The sequence below is a fragment of the Paenibacillus sp. J2R1T-4 genome, from assembly GCF_059692235.1.
In genome coordinates, this window is sequence record NZ_JCAUBA010000006.1 from 153,511 (window position 1) to 173,839 (window position 20,329).

The 20,329-nt window shown below is 46.9% G+C and carries 22 protein-coding genes; 1 reads left to right on the forward strand and 21 read right to left on the reverse strand.

Annotation, left to right across the window (positions count from 1 at the left end):
• Window positions 1-3: 3 nt before the first annotated feature.
• The 20 genes from AC58QD_RS12815 to AC58QD_RS12910 all read right to left on the reverse strand — a co-directional run bounded on the left by AC58QD_RS12815 (window position 4) and on the right by AC58QD_RS12910 (window position 17,437).
• Entirely contained in the window at window positions 4-474 is a 471-nt protein-coding gene (locus AC58QD_RS12815; RefSeq protein WP_497333974.1) for a YaiI/YqxD family protein, read from the reverse strand.
• A gap of 94 nt (window positions 475-568) precedes the next feature.
• The gene (locus AC58QD_RS12820; protein ID WP_497333719.1) at window positions 569-1,378 is read right to left on the reverse strand and encodes a pyruvate, water dikinase regulatory protein; all 810 of its coding nucleotides are present in this window, start codon (window positions 1,376-1,378) and stop codon (window positions 569-571) included.
• A gap of 138 nt (window positions 1,379-1,516) precedes the next feature.
• Window positions 1,517-2,263, reverse strand: a complete 747-nt coding sequence (recO, locus tag AC58QD_RS12825) for a DNA repair protein RecO (protein WP_497333721.1) — start codon at window positions 2,261-2,263, stop codon at window positions 1,517-1,519.
• Between the two features lie 32 nt (window positions 2,264-2,295).
• A complete protein-coding gene (locus tag AC58QD_RS12830; RefSeq protein ID WP_497333723.1) occupies window positions 2,296-2,430 on the reverse strand; it encodes a YqzL family protein in 135 nt (44 codons plus the stop codon).
• A gap of 141 nt (window positions 2,431-2,571) precedes the next feature.
• A complete protein-coding gene (gene era / locus AC58QD_RS12835) occupies window positions 2,572-3,468 on the reverse strand; it encodes a GTPase Era (protein ID WP_497333725.1) in 897 nt (298 codons plus the stop codon).
• The gene (cdd, locus tag AC58QD_RS12840; RefSeq protein WP_497333727.1) at window positions 3,465-3,908 is read right to left on the reverse strand and encodes a cytidine deaminase; all 444 of its coding nucleotides are present in this window, start codon (window positions 3,906-3,908) and stop codon (window positions 3,465-3,467) included. The genes era and cdd overlap by 4 nt, the downstream gene beginning before the upstream one ends.
• A 30-nt stretch (window positions 3,909-3,938) precedes the next feature.
• Window positions 3,939-4,637, reverse strand: a complete 699-nt coding sequence (locus AC58QD_RS12845) for a diacylglycerol kinase (RefSeq protein ID WP_497333976.1) — start codon at window positions 4,635-4,637, stop codon at window positions 3,939-3,941.
• Window positions 4,638-4,642: 5 nt separating this feature from the next.
• A complete protein-coding gene (gene ybeY / locus AC58QD_RS12850; protein WP_497333729.1) occupies window positions 4,643-5,206 on the reverse strand; it encodes an rRNA maturation RNase YbeY in 564 nt (187 codons plus the stop codon).
• Window positions 5,196-7,433: an HD family phosphohydrolase gene (locus AC58QD_RS12855; protein WP_497333978.1), complete on the reverse strand. Its 2,238-nt coding sequence runs from the start codon at window positions 7,431-7,433 to the stop codon at window positions 5,196-5,198. The genes ybeY and AC58QD_RS12855 overlap by 11 nt, the downstream gene beginning before the upstream one ends.
• Window positions 7,434-7,500: 67 nt before the next feature.
• Window positions 7,501-8,445 (reverse strand): PhoH family protein, encoded by a 945-nt coding sequence (locus AC58QD_RS12860; RefSeq protein ID WP_497333980.1) that lies wholly within the window; start codon window positions 8,443-8,445, stop codon window positions 7,501-7,503.
• A gap of 47 nt (window positions 8,446-8,492) precedes the next feature.
• On the reverse strand, window positions 8,493-9,677 hold the full coding sequence (yqfD, locus tag AC58QD_RS12865; RefSeq protein ID WP_497333731.1) for a sporulation protein YqfD: 1,185 nt from the start codon (window positions 9,675-9,677) through the stop codon (window positions 8,493-8,495).
• Between the two features lie 41 nt (window positions 9,678-9,718).
• The gene (gene yqfC / locus AC58QD_RS12870; protein ID WP_497333733.1) at window positions 9,719-10,000 is read right to left on the reverse strand and encodes a sporulation protein YqfC; all 282 of its coding nucleotides are present in this window, start codon (window positions 9,998-10,000) and stop codon (window positions 9,719-9,721) included.
• A 957-nt stretch (window positions 10,001-10,957) separates the two neighbouring features.
• The gene (locus AC58QD_RS12875) at window positions 10,958-12,163 is read right to left on the reverse strand and encodes a PQQ-dependent sugar dehydrogenase (RefSeq protein WP_497333735.1); all 1,206 of its coding nucleotides are present in this window, start codon (window positions 12,161-12,163) and stop codon (window positions 10,958-10,960) included.
• 7 nt (window positions 12,164-12,170) lie between these two features.
• Window positions 12,171-12,683: a YqfB family membrane protein gene (locus AC58QD_RS12880; protein WP_497333737.1), complete on the reverse strand. Its 513-nt coding sequence runs from the start codon at window positions 12,681-12,683 to the stop codon at window positions 12,171-12,173.
• 32 nt (window positions 12,684-12,715) lie between these two features.
• Entirely contained in the window at window positions 12,716-13,711 is a 996-nt protein-coding gene (floA, locus tag AC58QD_RS12885) for a flotillin-like protein FloA (protein WP_497333739.1), read from the reverse strand.
• 75 nt (window positions 13,712-13,786) lie between these two features.
• A complete protein-coding gene (locus AC58QD_RS12890) occupies window positions 13,787-15,202 on the reverse strand; it encodes an NfeD family protein (protein WP_497333741.1) in 1,416 nt (471 codons plus the stop codon).
• A 289-nt stretch (window positions 15,203-15,491) separates the two neighbouring features.
• Entirely contained in the window at window positions 15,492-15,935 is a 444-nt protein-coding gene (locus AC58QD_RS12895) for a GatB/YqeY domain-containing protein (RefSeq protein WP_497333743.1), read from the reverse strand.
• Between the two features lie 15 nt (window positions 15,936-15,950).
• Complete coding sequence (rpsU, locus tag AC58QD_RS12900; protein WP_010491812.1) at window positions 15,951-16,124, reverse strand: 30S ribosomal protein S21; 174 nt, start codon at window positions 16,122-16,124, stop codon at window positions 15,951-15,953.
• A 149-nt stretch (window positions 16,125-16,273) separates the two neighbouring features.
• Window positions 16,274-16,624 (reverse strand): histidine triad nucleotide-binding protein, encoded by a 351-nt coding sequence (locus AC58QD_RS12905; RefSeq protein WP_497333745.1) that lies wholly within the window; start codon window positions 16,622-16,624, stop codon window positions 16,274-16,276.
• Between the two features lie 42 nt (window positions 16,625-16,666).
• The gene (locus AC58QD_RS12910) at window positions 16,667-17,437 is read right to left on the reverse strand and encodes a hypothetical protein (protein WP_497333747.1); all 771 of its coding nucleotides are present in this window, start codon (window positions 17,435-17,437) and stop codon (window positions 16,667-16,669) included.
• 189 nt (window positions 17,438-17,626) lie between these two features.
• Between AC58QD_RS12910 and AC58QD_RS12915 the strand changes: the two genes are divergently transcribed.
• Complete coding sequence (locus AC58QD_RS12915; RefSeq protein WP_497333749.1) at window positions 17,627-19,543, forward strand: FAD-dependent oxidoreductase; 1,917 nt, start codon at window positions 17,627-17,629, stop codon at window positions 19,541-19,543.
• On the opposite strand, the gene AC58QD_RS12920 is transcribed toward AC58QD_RS12915, so the two are convergent.
• Window positions 19,544-20,329 carry a VOC family protein gene (locus AC58QD_RS12920; protein ID WP_497333751.1) on the reverse strand — a complete coding sequence of 262 codons (786 nt, stop codon included), beginning with the start codon at window positions 20,327-20,329 and terminating at the stop codon, window positions 19,544-19,546. It abuts the gene before it with no gap.

Consider the following 20,329-nt stretch of genomic DNA (forward strand, 5'->3'; position numbering starts at 1 on the left):
TCGCTAAATGGAGGTATTCTCCTGCAAACCATGTAAAACTTTTGTCAGAGATTGTAGAAAACGCTGTCGATCTTCATCCGTAAACGGTTTTGGCCCTTTAGAATGTTTGCCCCCTCTGCGCCTTTTGGCACTTTCATGACGACTCTCCAGCAGAAAGTCAATCGTGCGATCCGAGTATTGTTGTCCACGATTAGACAATACAATCGCTCTCTTGGCTAGCCCGATCGTGGCCAAACCAAAGTCTTGGGTAACCATAATATCACCTGGACGCAGTTGATTAGCTATATACAAATCAACGGACTGATCGGATCGATCCACTTGCACAATCTCGACTCCATCTGCTGACTGCAGCCGATGATCGAATGAAGCGACCATCGTAACAGTAACGCCAAAGGCTCTACCCGCTTCAATGATCTCAGACTTAACCGGACAGGCGTCCGCATCTACTAGGATTCGACATCGGTCATTGCTCATTTGTTTATTCACCAATTTCCTGCCAAGAATGATTACACCGTAATAATATATACGATGAAAACTCACAAAATCCTGCTTACTGTTAGTAAGAAAACTATCGGTTGCGAAACAACCCCAAGATTACGCTGGCTGTTTCCTCTACGGCCTTGTTGGATACATCGATTACCACACAGCCGAGCTTGGCCATAATCTCATGCGCGTAGTCAAGTTCTTTCTTTATTCGTTCAACCTGCGCATACATAGCATTCCCGGACAGTCCCAAGCTTTTCAGACGTTCTTTGCGAATCATATTCAATTTATCGGGATCTATGACGAGTCCCACAATCTTTTTGTTGGAAATGGTGAACAATTGCTCCGGCGGCTTAAGCTCTGGCACAATAGGCACATTAGCCACTTTGAATGTGCGATGAGCCAAATACATAGACAGAGGAGTTTTAGAAGTGCGCGATACCCCTACAAGTACGATGTCTGCTTGCAGCACCCCTGAGGAATCACGGCCGTCATCATATTTAACCGCGAATTCAACAGCTTCGACTTTTTTGAAGTAATCCTCATCCAACTGATGAATTAATCCAGGTTGATGCAGAGCTTCCTTGTTAAGCACACTTTCGAGACGGCTGATGATCGGACCAAGCAGGTCAATCGTAGCTACACTGAATTTTTTTGCTCTAGAAGTCAAATAGTCTCGAAGCTCTGGGATAACAAGTGTAAATAAAATGACCGCTTTTTCCCGGCGCGCCTCATCCAACACACGATCGACAGCTTCCCTGTCCATGATGTAAGAAGCACGGCGGATTTCAACTGTCAGAGGATGAAATTGAATGGCTGCGGCCCTGAGAACCGACTCACCGGTATCTCCAGCCGAGTCTGAAACTACGTACACAATTGGTTTCTTGGAGCTCATCAGATCATCTCCTTGAGAGCTTTCGGGTAATAGAACAAGAAAAAACTCCCGAACACCCTAGAACGGACGAACGGGAGAACCTATTTCTGCTGATGAATATAGTAGCAGACGAGCATGATGTTGTCAATTATTCACACCTCATATGCCATACTTATCCATTTGATCGATAAAGCTTCTCGATTTCCATTTGACATCTACATGAGCATCATAGAGAAGCCGTATGCAAAGCTTCAACTGCGATCTCGTCGTATCCGTCACTTCAATCGTGCCTAATCGAGCAATGTCCATCCGAACGAACAGGCGCAATAATTTGAGAACGCTTGCTGAAATAAGGATAGAAGCCGGGTCCTGATAACGGCACTTGGGACATAACAATCCGCCCTGTATAGCACTTAACGACATCTCCCCATTCACCACACCGCAGGATACACATTGCGTCAAATCCGGTGTATACCCGGCAAGACCAAGCATGCGCATCTCATAAATATGAGAAACGATTTGTTCATCCTTATTGTCTTCAAGTGCATCCAAAGCTGCTAGTAATTGATCAAATACCCAACCAACTCGATCCTGATCTCCCAACAACCTGTCGGTAAGCTCCATCATATAAGCGCCATATGCCGATTTATGAATATCTTCCCTTAGCTTCTGATAAGCTTTGATGATTTCTCCATTGCTTAAATTGCCCATTGAGCCTGATTTGAAAAATACAAACTCCCCGTATGTAAACAATTGCGTGATAGCCGAGTGCCGGCTTTTCGCCTTTTTAGCTCCTCTGACCATCACGCTCATCTTGCCGTATTCTTTAGTAAGCAAAGTTAATATGATATGGCCTTCCCCGTAGGGAAAGCTGCGGATTACAATGCCCTCCACCCGATACAGCATATCTCTCACTCTTCCCTTTGCTTGCCTGACGGCTATCCGTCCAATTCATCAGGCAGCAGTTCCGATTCGTCTTGCTCCTCGTCCCCGCCTTCATTCACTTCCCTGTAAAGCAGATAAGACTCCACATCACCAGTCAACGTAAAATACTTCCACGAGAAATCGCGCATTGTATTATTCCCTCCTAATGTGTATCGGCCTGCTGCTCATTAGATAGCATTAGCGGGGAATGAATCCAGTATCCGATACAATAATTGGAACGAATGAGTTGACTCGATTATGGGCCTTACATGCTTTGGTCTACAAAAAAGTTAGTCATGCCGGAAACCAAGGTCCTTCAATACATGATCCTGATTACGCCAATCCTTCTTCACTTTAACCCACAATTGCAAGAAAATCTTGGATCCTAGCAAGGCCTCGATATCTTTGCGTGCTTGGCGTCCGACTTCCTTCAACAATGCGCCTTGCTTGCCAATAATGATTCCCTTCTGAGAATCACGTTCTACGTATATGACGGCGGAAATATCGACTAATCCATTGTCCTGCACCTTCATGGCCTCAATCGTTACTGCAATGGAATGCGGGATTTCTTCCCTTGTCTGGTGAAGCAGTTTCTCCCTTATTAACTCTGCGCAAATGAACTGCTCAGGATAATCAGTTACTTGATCAGACGGATAATATTGCGGCCCTTCCGACAAATACCGTCCAATTTGTTCTAACAGTGTGTTCACATTATTGCCGCTCATCGCAGACACAGGCACGATCTCAGCAAATTTGTACAAATCTTTATAAGTCTGAATGACCGGAAGCAATGCTTCTGGATGCACTTTATCGATCTTATTCAGTATTAACATAACCGGTGTCTTCACATCTTTAAGCTGTTCGATAATGAAGCGGTCTCCACCGCCTAATCCCTCAACAACATCAATCACGAAGAGGATCGCATCTACTTCATGAAATGTGCTCTGGGCAACCTTCATCATGTAACCGCCAAGCTTCGATTGCGGTTTATGAATGCCTGGTGTATCCAGGAACACAATCTGCAGCTTTTCTGTTGTGTATACTCCTTGAATCTTATTCCTTGTCGTTTGCGGCTTGTCCGACATAATCGCAATTTTTTGACCAATGATCTGGTTCAGTAATGTTGATTTTCCTACGTTTGGTCGGCCGATAATCGCAACGAACCCCGATTTGAAACCTTTTGTCATAAATCCTCCTCTAAATGCTCCGATGTAAATGCACCCGGCAGTAATTCGCTTACTGTAGTAATCGTGTACTTCCCTTGCGTATTAGCCAGAACCACCGGCATATCCGGTCTGCACAGCTCTACCATGACCTGTCGGCATATTCCGCAAGGACTGATGGGTTGAAGCGTATCCCCAACGACGGCAATAGCACGGAAGCTCTTGGGCGCAAGTCCATCCGCAATCGCCCGGAATAGAGCGGTTCGCTCAGCGCAATTGGTTGGTCCGTAAGCCGCGTTCTCCACGTTACACCCGTAATGCAGCTGATCATGCTCGTCGACTAGAACGGAGCCGACATGAAATTGAGAATAAGGCGCATAAGCCCTGCTTGCAGCCTGAATGGCGTGTTGAATCAGGAAATCTGGATCAAAGGGCAGAAGATCTGAAAGCTTATTCTCCGTCATAATTCACCCTCGCTTAATAAGGATTTGAAGTTAGAAATAATGAAGAAATGAAAAGACCAGGATGGTAATACTGCTTCCAAGCAGAGCGCCTGTAAGTAGGGAAACGACTCCAGTACGGCCCTTATCGTATAAGATGAACATCATTTGAATGGATAAGCTGAACCCAAGCAGAGCTATCAAAGGTTGAGAGGTCAATATCGTCACCCAAGTTGAAATCGAAAAGGACACCGCTGCGATAAGACTTGGTTTAATCTGAAGCTTCACATACTTGTGGGAAAAACGGCTCTGCAAAACGACTACAAGCATAGCCACAAGAGCGATTAGTGTCCAGATCATTCCTGGCGATACCGCCCCCTCTTCCCTGGCAGCATGTCTAATCAACATTTCAATCGGCTCATAATATACAATCATACCTGTAACAGCAGCAAAAACCGCAGACACTAATACGGAGGCTGCGGCAACGTCTTTGGCGATCTTGGCAAGCGGATGCCGCTCAGGCATCGCCAGATCCACGGCTTTCTCAACTGCTGTATTAATGAGCTCCGTGACGATTACTAGAGTAACCGCCAGGAGTACGAACAAAATCTCACCTTTTGGAATCTCGAGTAACAAGGCAAGAATTAGCGCAATCAATCCAAAGGAGAAGTGAAATTGCATATTCGGTTGTGTCGATAGCGCATATTGCAGGCCTTCATAGGCATACCTGAAGCTGCGGCGGAATCGTTTCACATCTTTCAACGCGTTAACCCCGCTTCGAGCAGCACTTTCTCCTGCTTGGCGAACATTTGCTTCTCTGCATCCGCATCCTGATGATCGTAACCAAGCAGGTGGAGAAAGCCATGAACAAACAGAAACCCGATTTCACGCTCAATGGAATGGCCATATTCCTCACTCTGAGCAATCGCTGTCGGCATAGATATTATTATATCCCCTAATGGTTCCGGAAAGTCAACGTCGCCATCGTCGTTGTCCTCCTCTGCATGGTCATTGGCATCCGATGCAGAAGAGTGTTCTTCTTCAACCTCATATTCATCCTCTTCACCGTAAAGGATTTCGATCTCATCCTGACCCGCCTCAAGCATGGAGAATGATAATACATCCGTAGGTTGGTCAAGTCCGCGATATTCTTTGTTCAAGGCTTGAATAGCTTCATCATCAACAAAGCTTAGCGCAACTTCACCAGCGCTCACATCTTCCAGTTCTCCGGCTATCTTCAGCAACTGCTCCAATCTTGTGATCAGCTCATCTGAAATGCCTAGCGCTTGTTGTTCATTTGAAATCTCGAGTTTAAGCTTCATGATTGGTTGCTCCCTTGCTCTCTCGTTTTGCTGGCAATTCGTTCGGGTATTCGATCCTTGAGTGGAAAATACCAAGCAGGGTCTCATTCAAAGTCTTGGCGATCGTATCCAAGTCTTTCAAAGTGATATCGCACTCGTTGAATTGTCCATCATCTAGTCTTTCCTTAATAATCTTACGCACCATCGAATCAATCTGCTCAATCGTAGGATTGCGGAGTGATCGAACCGCTGCTTCTACACCGTCGGCAATACCGACAATAGCAGCTTCTTTGGATTGCGCATTAGGTCCTGGATAACGGAAGTCTTCCTCCGTAATGGGTTCATCATGTTCATCGGGATCTGCTTCTTGCTGCTTCAGCGCTTTGTGATAAAAGTATTTGAGCAGTGTCGTGCCGTGATGCTGTTCGGCAATATCACGAATAGGCTTCGGAATACGCAGCTCCTTCAACATCTCTACACCATCTCGCGCATGGGCCACAATGATCGATTTGCTCAAGGTAGGATCTATCCGATCATGCGGATTCTCGATATTCGTCTGGTTCTCGATGAAATAACTGGGCCGACGGGTTTTGCCAATATCGTGATAGAACGACCCCACACGGCACAAAAGGCCATCTGCTCCTACCGATTCGGCTGCTGCTTCCGATAGATTGCCAACCATCACACTATGATGGTAAGTACCCGGCGTTTCGGTTAGCAGCTTGCGCAGCAAAGGGTGATTAGGATTGGACAATTCAATCAGCTTGAGCGGTGACAATATGCCGAAGGCCCCCTCAAAGAACGGCATCAGTCCTATAACAAGCACCGCTGTAAGCAAGCCAGCCGCAATGGCAAACCCGGTCGAATACAGGACCTCATTGCGTGTATAGTCATTGCTCAGCAGCATCAGAGATACTACGGCAATCGAACCGAATAAGGAAGCCATAATGCCTGCCTTTAGGATGGAAGAACGCTGATTGGCTCTTTGGGCTGCGAAGATCGCGCCAAGTCCTACAACGATGGCAACGAAACCATAACGGTAATCGAAGAGCTGTTCGTTGTTAATGTTAAACATTACGCTCGCCAGTAGGCTAAATAATAGGGCCGATATAACTGCAAGCGGAAAGTCTAACAGCAGGACGATCAAGATGCTGCCCATCGCTACAGGGGCTATATATCCCAAATATGGATATTCCAGATTTTGCCCCATCGCCACTATTTTCATTCCAACTACATTTAACACATAAATGGCAATGAGCATGATAAGCTGCATATTATTTTGACGTATCGGCAGTTCACTATGACGGATGAACATGTATAAGGCCGTGACCATCAAAGCAACGGTCATAGCAAGTCCGAGCTGAGGCCGGTAACTGACTTTATCCTTGAGTAATCCTGCTGTTTTTACACGTTGGTATAACTCTTCGGTAATATATTCGCCTTTTTGGACCAGAACATCGTCCTTGTCAATATAAACAGGCTTCGTATTATCCCGGGCCTTGGCCTTCTCCTCATCTGTAACCTTCTGGTTCAAGAAAGAATTAGGCGTTAAGACGAAACGGGCAATCTCTGTTACTAGTTCCCTCGTCGTATTCTTAGTCAACGAAGAAGCATTTACTAGCTCAGCCACCTTCGTTCTTGCTGTCTGGGCATTTACAATCTCGTCGGACATAAGCCGATTGACAATATCTCTAGTTACGGGCTCCATTGCGCTGAGGTCTTCCTTAAGCAGCCTCGGAAACTTGAAATATATTTCCTCCGAGATTCTATATTGTTGCTCCTCAAGCCGCGCTTTCATCTCCGCTATGAAAATATCATTCGAGATTGATAACGGGATGGTCCGATACAAACCAGTAGTATGGGTCTGAAAAAGGGAAGGCAAAAGTGTCTTGTACAGGTTCACTTTATCATTCATAGCAATCTGTTCATCCGCATTAATCTGACGAAGCTTCTCGTAAATAGCTTCGATCAACTGTTCATTCTTCATCGGAATAATCGTATAAACCGGCTGCACTCTCTTGCCAGCTTCTTCTTTTGCCTTCTGAGTTTCAATCGAATTCTCTATCTGCATGGGAGCATGAATAACACGCTCGCTTACCGTATTCATCTGAATATCATAGCGTTGAGGGATCCACTTTTCAGATAACGTAATATAAAAAAGAACCGCAAGCCCGAATAGGAGCACTGCTCTGATACCGTGATTATACTTCCAACCGTTCAACCGGTAAGAAAATGTTTTGCCCTTCATGGAAACCCGTTGATTCTGAGTCACAACGTTCTATCCCCTTTGTTCATCCCACAGGAATGAGGTTCGGTTAGCCTAGGTTGTCTCGTTCCAACTGATAAGCTACGATGATTTTTTGTACGAGTGAGTGACGGACAACATCCTGTTCATTGAAATGAACTATTCCAATCTCTTCAATCGATTTCAGTATTTGTTCCGCTTCCACTAGTCCTGATTTCTTGCCGCGCGGCAAATCGATCTGTGTGACGTCCCCTGTTATGACCATCTTGGAGCCAAATCCTAGACGAGTCAGGAACATTTTCATCTGCTCCGGGGTCGTATTCTGGGATTCATCTAGAATAATGAACGAGTCGTCCAACGTACGCCCGCGCATATATGCAAGTGGAGCTATCTCGATCAATCCGCGTTCCAATGACTTAGCCACTTGATCAGGCCCTAATACATCATTCAGCGCATCATATAAAGGACGCAAGTAAGGATCAACCTTCTCTTGCAGATCCCCTGGCAGGAAGCCCAGACTTTCCCCAGCTTCTACGGCAGGGCGAGTAAGCACAATTCGTTTCACTTGTCCTTCTTTGAGCGCTCCAACACCAAGAACGACGGCTAGATACGTCTTTCCAGTACCCGCAGGACCAATTCCGAACACGATATCTTTCTTCTTGATCGTCGATACATAATGACGCTGGCCAATCGTCTTTACTCGGATGGGCTTGCCCTTGAAGGTGACCCCAATCTCACCGCGCAGTAAATCAAGCAATTGATCCGCTTTTAATTCCTTGGCAAGCTCAATGGCGTATTGAATGTCGCGTTCCGTTAAGTTATAGCCGCTGCGTATTAACTGTAACAATACATCGAATAGCTGCTCCAGCCAGGTTGTTTCCGCAGCGTCCCCTTGAATAACGAGCTCTGCTTCCCTGCTATAAATATGAGCACTGGTCTTACTTTCTATCAACCGAATGAATTTGTCTCCGGGACCCAATAACGCGAGCCCTTCTGCAGCATTCTTCAGTGTCATCTTTAGTCCATTGGAGTTAACGTTCTCTGACAATATCTCATTCTCCTTCAGTTCACAATCGGCAGTTCTACTGCAATATTTTGCTCTACTTCAAACAGTACTTTCATATAAACTTTACCATTGTCCGACTTTTCATGCAAAAGAATCTTTTCTCCGCGCAGTTTAGCGTCCTTCCCCCCTACTGAGAGCACCTCGGATCGAGCTTGCTCAAGCGCGATCTTCACCGCTTCTTCTGAATCCAGGACGGTCTCCTCTATGCGTGATTCCATGACCGTTTCCTTTAACCAACCGATCGGAAGTGTGAACTTCCTCCATTGCAGCACCTTTCGGTCGGATTGCACCTCTGATTGTTCGTATGCTGGCTTCCCGTAGCCGGACACTTGAATTCCTCGGCTCCCGAGTACGAGATAAGACCGTTTTTTTGACTCACCTGTGTAAACTTTTTGTTTCAATACCAACGGCATTTCCACGGTCGTTTCTTGCCATACGATCCCGCGAACCGTTCCCTTTGCGACTACAACTTGTCGATTGGTCTCATCCCCTATGATTCCGGATATAAGAATATCGCCTTTCCTGACGTTCATATTAGGCCGTGCGATCGGTTTGCCTGTTTCGGTGAATATTTCTGTAATCATAGCGTTGTGGGAAGCGATGAGATGGCGCGGATTCATCAGAGGGCTATTATCTGGACGCGTAGCCTCTACAATCTTTATGTTAACCTTTGTACCTTTCACCTCTACACCGACCCAGGACACACCTTTAAGCTCAAGATGGATCGCCTTGGACAGCACGTCCGGTTCTTGCATGCGAAATTTCCATTGGAAACGGAATAGACCTTGCTGCTTGGCTGCCTGAATAATATCACTTCGAGCAATCGTCTCGTTGCCTTCGACATCGATTTTCCACACTAACGAGGACAGCAAGTACAGACAAATCACAAAGGCAATTAAACCTGCGGCGAACATCTTTCGGCTCCCAAGCTTGTCCAACCAAAAGGGAAGCCCATGGCGTTCCGCAACATGCAAACGAGAGCCTGTCTGTTTCAATAACGGCTTTAATCGAAAAAAATCGCGCAACACAATAAATAGCCTTACCTTATGCTCGTCCGTACGGCGGATGTCCCATATTGTCATCTTTTTCTCGATCAGTATATTCAGCAGCTTTTCCAGTTGGTCCCCACGCAACTCAATGCCAACATAACCCCGAATCCGGTTAAAGGTAGTCGTTTTCAACGGTATTCTTCCTCCCTTATCATTGCACCAAGATCATAACTTCAAGTATCTGAATAGCGAATATCCGCAATTATTCCTTCAATAAACACTTCCTCTGGCAGGATTGCCCGGATGACAAGCTGCTTGCCAATCACTTCAACCGATCCTTGACTCAGATTCAGCTTAAGCAATTCACTGGAGAAATGTGCCACACCCCGATGATTCTCAATATACAACTGGCGGTTGCCGATCATGGTGAATCTCGGGAGATCAAAGACAACATCCTGGGGAAGGTCAAGTAGTTTGGCGGTCCATTTGCTTAGTCGTCGGTTCAAGCGCAACATGTAGGGCCTCTCCCCCTCAAGAAAATGACATAGCTTCTTACACCATATGCGGGGAAGCAGGGATTTATAACATGAATGACTGTAGGATAAGGCAGTTTGGAGGGCTCCTAGACCAGGATTGACGTTGTGCAGGGAGGGCACGGGGATGGGCTACGATCGCTGTTGTGTTTGGGTTCCTTTTGATTATATTTTTAGAGGTTGGGACCCAAAGCACAAAGGCGAACACTTCGTTTCTCCGCTCCATCCCCATGCCCTTTTTGAGGTACGCAGTGCAGGCTCGGGCCCTACTGAAAATAATTAGAAAAAACATAGTCCCCTTGTAATACACAGGAACTGCTTTTTGCAGGAGGCATTGACAAGTTGTGCAGGGAGGGCACGGGGATGGGCTACGATCGCTGTTGTGTTTGGGTTCCTTTTATTATATTTTTAGAGGTTGGGACCCAAGCACAAAGGCGAACACTTCGTTTCTCCGCTCCATCCCCATGCCCTTTTTGAGGTACGTAGTGCTGGCTCGGACCCTACTGAAAATAATAATAAAGAGCAGCAGTTCCCTTGTTATACGTGGGAACTGCATTTTGCAGGAGGCACTGACAAGTTGTGCTGGGAGGGCACGGGGATGGGCTACGATCGCTGTTGTGTTTGGGTTCCTTTTGATTATATTTTTAGAGGTTGGGACCCAAGCACAAAGGCGAACACTTCGTTTCTCCGCTCCATCCCCATGCCCTTTTTGAGATACGCAGTGCAGGCTCGGACCTTACTGAAAATAAATAATAAAAGCAGTTCCCTTGTTATTCTCGGGAGCTGCGTTTTGTAGAAGGGATTACTTAATAAGTTCTGCAGGGGGGGACACGGAGTGCAGAGTTCTGCAGGGGGGGACACGGAGTGCAGGCTCGATCCCTAGAGTTAATAAAAAAAAGCAGTTCCCTGATTACTCGGGAACTGCGTATTGTTTGAGGATTACTTATTGGTGGAAGGTGGTTTCAACCGGATGATCTTGTCGTCACCAGACTTGAGAGAGCCTCGTCCATCCCGATTGTTAGTGAGGATGTAGATCGAGCCGTCTGGCCCCTCTGAGACGTTGCGCAAGCGGCCCCACTCGTTCTTGTACAGCTTCTCCACCTTAGAGAACTGAGTCGCATCGCCTTCCTTTAAGGTTAGCTTAAGAAGTTGGGAACCCGATAAGTTCGCTACAAGGAGCTGTCCTTGCCAAGGTCCTTGCTTCACGAAGGTCATCCCGGAAGGAGCCCACGTCTCATTAGCGCTGTGTAAAAGCGGCAGATGGAGCTTGACGTCAGCAGGAACATTAGAACCCGCCCTAGCTGTCGTCTCGTCGCCTTGAATGAGCGGCCAGCCGTAATTGACTCCCGGCTCAATCAAGTTAATCTCATCATGAGCAGACTGTCCATGCTCGGAAGCATACAATTTATTCGTAACTGGATGCCAGGCTAACCCTTGCGGATTACGGTGTCCCAGACTGAAGACGGGTGATCCTTTGATAGGATTATCAGCTGGAACGGCACCATCCAGCGTCAGCCGCAAGATTTTGCCTGCTAGGCTGTCCGACTCTTGGGACAGTTTCGTATTCTGAGCATCACCTGTTGTGATGTACAGCATTCCATCAGGTCCGATGCGAATTCTGCCTCCGTCATGGTTAGACTGACCTGGAATTCCATCGATAATAACTTTATCGAGTACTGCTTTATTGTTTTTCTCGATGAGGCGAATGACTCGATTGCGCATACTTCCTTTATCCTCGTACGTGTGATACACATACAGGATGCCATTACGCGGAAAGTTCGGATCAGCAGCGATGCCAAGCAATCCACTCTCTCCTTTATTGACAAAGGAAGCTCCTGCGGTTTTCAACGAAAGTACAGGTTCATTAAGCAACTTACCTTGTTCTATAACCCGTACACTCCCCGTACGTTCAGTCACGAAGACTCGTCCGTCCGGCACAAATGCGATATCCCACGGGACGTCCAATCCCTGTGCAGCAATCTCCGTACTATACATTTGTGAGGGATTGGGTTGTGTTGGCTGAGCAGTGGAGGTAGCTGCAACCGGTTGTGTGGTTACTGGTCCCTTGGTAGCCGACTCACAGCCCGAACATACAAGAAGCGCCGCCATCAGGACGGCGGCGCAATAATAGGTTGATTGTTTCATGCCTTGTTCACTTCCTATGGGAATAAGGTTGTTTGGCACGGGGCGGACCAAGTATCTCCGCCCAGATAACACCGCGGCGAACGGTCTCCGCGAATGCTTCTTCGGCTGCAGCCGAATTGGCTATGTCGCGGGTCTCCGCGAGCTGAGCCGCCTCAGCAGCCCGATTGCTAGCGGACACTAGCCCGCCGCGTTCTACTGCTTCGATACCGCTGCTCACAAGCCGCTCAGGGCGCTCCCAGCCTGAACGGCTGGCAGCAGGCTGGGGTTCTTCGCGGCGGTAAACCTCAGGTACGACTGATTTAGGCGCTTCGCGCGATTCAGCAGTCGTCTCTCTCGACTTGCGGCCAGGAATCCATTGGCCCGGCTCGCTGCCATCTGGGCTTCCGCCGAATGAAGGCATCTTCGGATTGCTCCTTGGATCCCCGTTCTTGGCTCTCTGCCTGGATAACATAGTGAGCAGGAAGCCACCGATTACAATCACAAATCCGATATTGTTCATTAAGAAATCAAATATATTCATCCTTCAAAGCCTCCTTTCGGGTACCATCCAGCTTACAAGGAGTCTTTATCATTCTTGTCTGTTGGACTGGACTTGCCGATTGAGGACCTCATATGAGTATCGGCCTCGATATTACGCAAGTTCATATAATCCATTACACCCATCTTGCCTTCACGAAGAGCTTCAGCCATAGCAAGAGGAACTTGAGACTCCGATTCCACAACGCGCGCGCGCATTTCTACAACTTTGGCTTTCATCTCTTGCTCTTGGGCAACTGCCATGGCGCGGCGTTCTTCTGCTTTTGCTTGAGCGATCCGTTTGTCTGCTTCCGCTTGCTCCGTCTGCAGGTGGGCGCCGATGTTCTTGCCTACATCTACATCCGCGATATCAATAGACAAGATCTCAAAAGCAGTTCCAGCGTCCAGCCCTTTGCCAAGTACGGTCTTCGATATCATGTCCGGATTTTCCAGTACGTTTTTGTGAGAAATGGAGGAACCTACCGTTGTTACAATCCCTTCACCAACACGAGCGATGATCGTTTCCTCACCAGCACCTCCGACCAAGCGGTCGATGTTAGCTCGAACCGTAACACGTGCGCGTACCTTTACTTCGATCCCGTCTTTTGCAACAGCTGCTACAATCGGGGTTTCAATAACTTTAGGATTTACACTCATTTGAACGGCCATCAATACATCACGACCAGCTAGATCGATTGCAGCCGCCCGTTCGAACGGAAGCGGAATGTTAGCGCGTTGAGCGGCAATCAAGGCATTGATTACACGGTCAACGTTACCGCCTGCAAGGTAATGACTTTCCAACTGGTTAAGGTTAAGACCTAATCCAGCTTTCTGAGCCTTAATAAGAGGGTTCACAATTCTGCTTGGAATAACTCGACGCAGTCTCATGGCAACGAGAGTGAAGATTCCTACACGCACACCTGAAGCCAGGGCCGAGATCCACAGCATGACCGGGAAAAAGCTCAGGAATACGGACAACACAATAATAGCTAGTGCAACAATCAATAAACCAGTGATCAATGACGGTTCCATCTCAGTACATCATCTCCTTAAATGTTATAAACCAAATCCATAAGTTACACTTCGTACCCAAGCTGTACAGTCATGTTAGGTCACATCCACATGAACATTAGTCGCTTTCACGACTACACGCCCGCCTTCAACCTTCACAACTCGAATCGGGGTATGAACAAGAATAAACTCCCCATCGGTAACGACGTCAATTCTCGCTCCGCCTATCTCGGCCGTTCCAGAAGGCCGCAAAGGAGTTACAGTAACCCCCTCCGATCCTAATAGATGATCCTTGGATTCTTGTGAAATAAACCCGCTCTCTGTAGTTAGCTCTTCTTTGAGAATAAATTTGTTCCAGATCCCCCGGCGTTTAAAGACCTTGATAAAAATGGCAATCACCACGACGGATATTACAAAAGCAATTCCTAGTGACAGGAGTGCGTTCTGACCATCATAAGCTGCCATAACTACTCCGCTAATAATGGACACAATCCCCAATATACCTAGTATACCAAAGCTTGGCACAAAGATCTCAATTACCAAAAGAACGACGCCAATAATAAATAACGTCACATCCTCGCCCCCCGCGAAACCCGCTACATAATGGCCAAAGAAATACAATCCGAAACCTGCAATCCCTATAAACCCAGGTACTCCAAAGCCCGGCATAAAAAGTTCAATAACTACCCCGGCTATCCCCAGCAACAGCAGCACGGTCATAATAACAGGATTAACCAGGAATCGAGCAAGATTCTCTGCGAAAGAAGGTTCAAATTGAATCGTTACCGGGTCTTTCACACCTGAGAAAGCAATCACTTCCTCTACCGTTCCCAGCACTTTCTCCGCATAACCTACCTTCAGCGCCTCTTCAGCCGTTAAAGAGATGATTTCCCCTTTGGCTGATGTCCGATTAATCTGAGGCATTTCGACAACCGTGTTCTTATCGACCATCCCTTCGGCAATGCTTGGATTGCGGCCTCTGAGCTCGGCAGCGGCACGCATCTCACTAGCCCAATGAGAGACAATCTTGGCATTCTCGATTTCGTCGCCTCTGCCATCAACAACTGCAGCCGCACCCATTGAGCTCCCAGGCTCCATTACGATCTTCGTGGCGTTCAATGCGATGTAAGAGCCAGCAGATACTGCGCGGCCGTGCACGAAGGCAATGGTTTCCACTTGACTTTGACGGATTAGCCTGCCAATCTCCTCGGCAGAGTCCACACGCCCCCCCAAAGTGTCGATATCGAGCACGATTAATCTGGCATCTGCCTCTTCCGCATCTTTGAAAGCACGCTCCAGGAAGCTCTGCAATCCACTCTCGACAGTCTGATGTACAGGGACAACATATACCAACCTTCCCCCTGCATTGTCCGCTCTCGCTCCATCTGCGGATGGAGCCTTCGGCGGATTAACATCCGCCATAACAGGGATTGCTGCTAACAACGTCATGGACATCGCGAACATCAGAATGAGCCAACGTCCGATATGATGTCGGATCGTCTTTGTATTCATGCAACTCCTCCTTTCCATTAGTCTATATCCCACCCAATATCTACGGCATTGCTTCCCTGCTGGGTACCAACCGTTGGCGTAGAAATATCAGAAAAGATGAATATTTGAACTTTCTGATATTGTTATAAACGGTACTACGTACTCTATGTATAAATGTTTCATAAATAACGACGCTTACAATTCCTTATGAGGATTTCAGTATCTGCTTAGAACAAAAGACCGCCGCATCAGCGACAGTCTCAGGTTGTTAGACGTTATTGTAGAAAGTAAATCCGTACATTGGCTCGGCTTATCCGAGAAACTGCTGAACCGCTTGGTTAACCAGTCTGCCATCGGCACGACCCTTAACCTTAGGCATCAGAGCGCTCATTACCTTTCCAATCTCCGCTTTTGAAGAAGCACCCGTCTCCTGGATGGTCTGTTGTACGATGACATTGATCTCTTCTTCAGTTAACTGCTGCGGCATGTAAAGGGCAATGATCTCAATTTCTTGTTTAAGACTTTCAGTCAGGTCAACACGACCTGCCTTCTCGAATTCTTGGAGGGAATCTTTGCGTTGTTTGATCTCACGACTGAGTATATCAAGCACTTCATTATCATCAAGCGTTCGTTTAAGATCTATTTCAACATTCTTAATCGTCGACCGAACCATACGGATGACGGAGAGTTTGAACTTGTCCTGATTCTTCATCGATTGCTTCATATCTTCGTTCAATCGTTCGTTTAAGCTCATTGCAGCAAAATCCTCCTAGAACTTTCTCTTGCGAGCAGCCTCGGACTTCTTCTTACGCTTAACGCTAGGCTTCTCATAGTGCTTGCGTTTCTTAACCTCTGCCAAGACGCCGTCCTTCGCGATGGAACGCTTAAAGCGACGAAGTGCAGCATCGATGGTTTCATTTTTACGAACTCGAGTTTCAGACACTAGTTTTTTCCCTCCCTCCGAACAGACCGTCCCAAGAACAAGAACACGGTTATCAAACTACATTATACGGGAAACAGAATCGGAGTGTCAACCTGAGAAAAGAACCTATTTCTTGGGGATTCTCCTCCGCCTTGTCGTCCTTGTTACTGCTAGCTGTTTTTGACGTTCAAACCGCCGATTTTCTCTCCGCCGAGCAGATGAAAATGGATGTGATATACAACTTGTCCGCCATCCGAGCCGCAGTTATTAATGAGCCGGTAGCCGCTCTCTGCAACTCCTAATTGCTCGGCAATTAATGGCGCCGCCAGCAATACTTCTCCTAGAACCTCGCGATCGCCCGCTTCTACATTATTCATTGTTGCAATATGTTTCTTGGGGATAATAAGAGCATGAACAGGGGCTGCTGGCGCAATATCACGAAACGCATATACATGCTCGTTCTCGTAAAGCTTCTGAGAAGGAATATCGCCGTTTACGATTTTACAGAAGATACAGTCCATTCCAGTTCACTCTCCTACGAAAGATGTTTAAGGCAAAATGTTTTAGAACAACCGCAGGATGACAGTCGATAAAAATTCCATCTCGAGCTTCTCTGTCATGAAATCAGAGGCCATTTTGGTCTGCTTGTCCAATAACGTCTGGTTCTCTCCATCCTTCTGAAGCTGAACCTCGGTTGACATAAGCATATCCCTCAGCCATAGCAATTCCTCTTGCTGCTCTTGAATCGTCTTCAGCAATTTCTCCGTCTCATCGGTCTCTAATACCAGCTCCACAATATAGTTGTAGCTCTGGGTAAAGAATGCTTCACCCGCATAGTAAGGCTCTTCCGGATGATTGGTCTGCAAGTACTGCTGCAAAGCCATCCCGATGAAATGAGCGGTTACTTCTGGCTTGCAATTCAACTTGAGATAACGTAAAAACCCTTGCGGGGTATGGTTATCCTTGTTGCTGAGATCAGGCTCGCGATTATACTTCTCCGTGAATATCCAAGTAAGAAGCTTAAGCTCTGTCCCCAAATAGATGTTATGAATGATAAGTTCATGCAGGTCTTCCTTAAGCTCCTCAATCTGTTCGAGCGTCTCCGCATAATGCACGATTTGTTGATACAAAAGACGCTTGTAGTTGAGCATTTCCTCGTATTCTGATTCGCTCTCAACCTTAGATAACACATTAAACAAGCTTTGCTTCAAAATACCGACATTTGAACCGTCAGCAAACAAAGGATTGCCGATTAACTTCTCATCATGATTCATGAAATAATCGACAACTTCGTTAATATCTTCAATGCTGGTATATCGAATGTAAGTAGACATGGATGTGAGGAACTCCCTCCGAGAAGAAAATAAAAAACCTTTTCTAATCATAACAGAAACAAACCGGACTTGCAGCAAATGTTGCATAGAGCCACAGAAGCCCTGAATATAATAGCTGTATGCACATATAGACCGCGAGTCTAATATAAAGTACAATATGCTTAATAACAGAGCTGGAGAGTGAAGTTAATGAACTTTATGCGCGCCTCTACTCGCAAAAAACGTGATCATGTGATCGAAGCGGCATTAAACATGTTTATTGCAAAAGGCTACGAGAACGTATCGGTGGATGACATTATTGCGGCCACGAACACTTCGAAGGGCACCTTTTATCATTATTTTCAGAGCAAAGAGGATATTCTGGCCCAAGTCGGGGAACTTCAGACCAGTGTTATTGAGGAATGGATGAAGAGAACCCCAACGCATGTCCAATCCTTGGAAAGTCACATTAATCGATTGTTTATAGACTTGGCGTCTACTATACAGCACATGCCGCGTCTTGTACGCAGTCTGACCGCTCTTTCCATGCAAAATGAGACTTTAAGCAGCAAGCAGCGAGCTCTGCAGCAGCTTCTCATCGTCAGTCTCTTGCGGTGGTTGCCCGACACGGATAAGGTCAATCTGCTTGTATCGGCCTATAATGGCATTGTTGCGGAATGGTGCATGTCGGAAGAGATGGATCTGGTTGCAAAAATTCATAGTCACTTCGCATTGCTATGGACAGGAATCCGCTCAAATGAGCCGGTCGCGCCATTAGCAGTTGCACCAAGTCACAAGGAGGAAATGAAAATGAGAGTGGCCATTATTGGCGGTGGGTTGGCTGGATTGACAGCTGCTGCTTACTTGTCAGAGGAGCAGGCTGTGAAAGGAATATTGTTCGAACGCAGTCCTCAGCTAGGAGGAAGAGCATTCACATACGAGAAGGCTGGATTTACCCTGAATTATGGTGCGCATGCCATCTATGGAATTGATCGGCACAAGCTTACCGTGATGGAAAAAGAACTAGGGCTCTCCTTCAGCAGTAAGCAAGTTGACAAACGCAAGGTTTTCTATGAGAAGAACGATCAGCTTACGCCAGCCCCGCTCGACTTTGTGAACCTGATGAGAACCGATCTGCTTAGTCCTTTACAGAAAGTGCGGTTTGCCGGTGAAATCACAGCTATCATCGCTAATATTCATCAGCTCAAAAATTACCGGACGCTTGGCGACTACTTGACGTATTCGGATGCCGATGAAGACCTTAAGGAGCTGTGGGAGCACCTGGTATGCTCCAATTTCTTCATCACTCCAGAGGATGCAAGACAGGTGTCTGGCTCCGTTATTAGCGAGTACTACCACAATTTGTTCTTATCTAACCGCCCTGTGAACTATGTGCTGGGCAGTTGGGCAGTTATCTCCAATCAGCTGAAGCAGAAGATTGAACTATCCGGTCGGTGGGATATAGCTCTGCAAGAAGGGATCGAAGCAATTCGATACGAGACAGGAAAATTCATTCTGAAGACCAAAACACGCGAAGAAAGCTTTGATCGAATTGTATTCGCAATGCCCGTCCAACAAGTAGCCAAACTGCTCAAAAGCACAGCTTGGGAACCTTTCTTGGCTCCCTATGAGAATAATACCGCAACCGAGGTTATGGTCTACGATGTGGGGCTTAACCGTGTTGTTGCCAGACCATTCTCTTACATCAGCGATATGAACAACAAGCTGTTCATCAGCGATGTGTCCGCAACGGACCATACCCTCGTTCCTGATGGCGGTCAACTGTTGCAAGGCATTGCTTATTTATCTGATAAGTTCACGGATGATGCCGAACGTAAGGCTTATCTGGATCAGAAAACGTTACAAATGGAACAGTTATTCGATCGTCACTACCCAGGCTGGCGTGACGAGGTTGCCGTGAAGCGTGTGTCCAAAAAAGCGATGGTCGCAAGTGTAAAGAATGTACAAACGAACCGGTTGCTTCCTAATCGGATCGAGAACGTACCCTTCTATTTCTGCGGCGACGGCTGTGTTGGAAAAGGGGAGTTGGCAGAACGCGCATTCTCAAGCGCACGCCATGTAGCGCAGCTGCTCTTGAAAGATGTCAAACAGCTAGTCTTAACCTGACTAGGGCAAACCCAGCTCTGCCATTCGCGAAGCTGGGAGCTCAGGTCTGTAAATGACCTCGAACGGATAGCCGGAATAATCAAATGTTATACTCTTATCCCGGACACTATAAGGATGGCTTAAGCCCTCTAGCTTCCGGACGACTCTTTCCATGTAACCATGATCGGGTGTTCCAAATACAACTCGGATATTGGGCGGGATAGCAGCCATGCTTATGGGGATCCATTTGCGCTTAACGGAGACTACTACGGCATGTGCGGTCCCTCCCCTTGCAAAAGCAAACAATCCGTCACTTCTAGACAGCTCTAGTTCCAGATTGTTCATAAGCCAGTTGGAAGCCTCCGGCACATCCTGAACCGGAAGCCCGATCTCTCTCAGATACATCACGTGGAGAGGTCCCTCTGGCAACAGAACATCCTCGCGAATCGTATGATGAGCAATCCACTCTAATAGGTTCCCATCGCCATCCTTGTAATAAATCGCTACACCGTCAGAGAAGGTTGTAACAGAATCTCCACTGGGCCAGGCAAGCGGAAGGCCACATTGTTGACGCAACATTTGGACGGTCTGTTCAAAGGCGGACATGGGTACTTCGAATGCCAGATGTACAGGAGCCAGCTTCTCGTAGCTTTCTATAAAGGTGAGTTGTGTATGGGCATTTACGCGAAAAACAATCGATGTATCGTTTTCCTGAAGCATAGTTAGTCCAAGCTGACCGCCGTAGAACAATTTGACACCATGAATAGAGCATGTAGGCAGGGTAACTTCTGCAAAGTGAGTTATCAT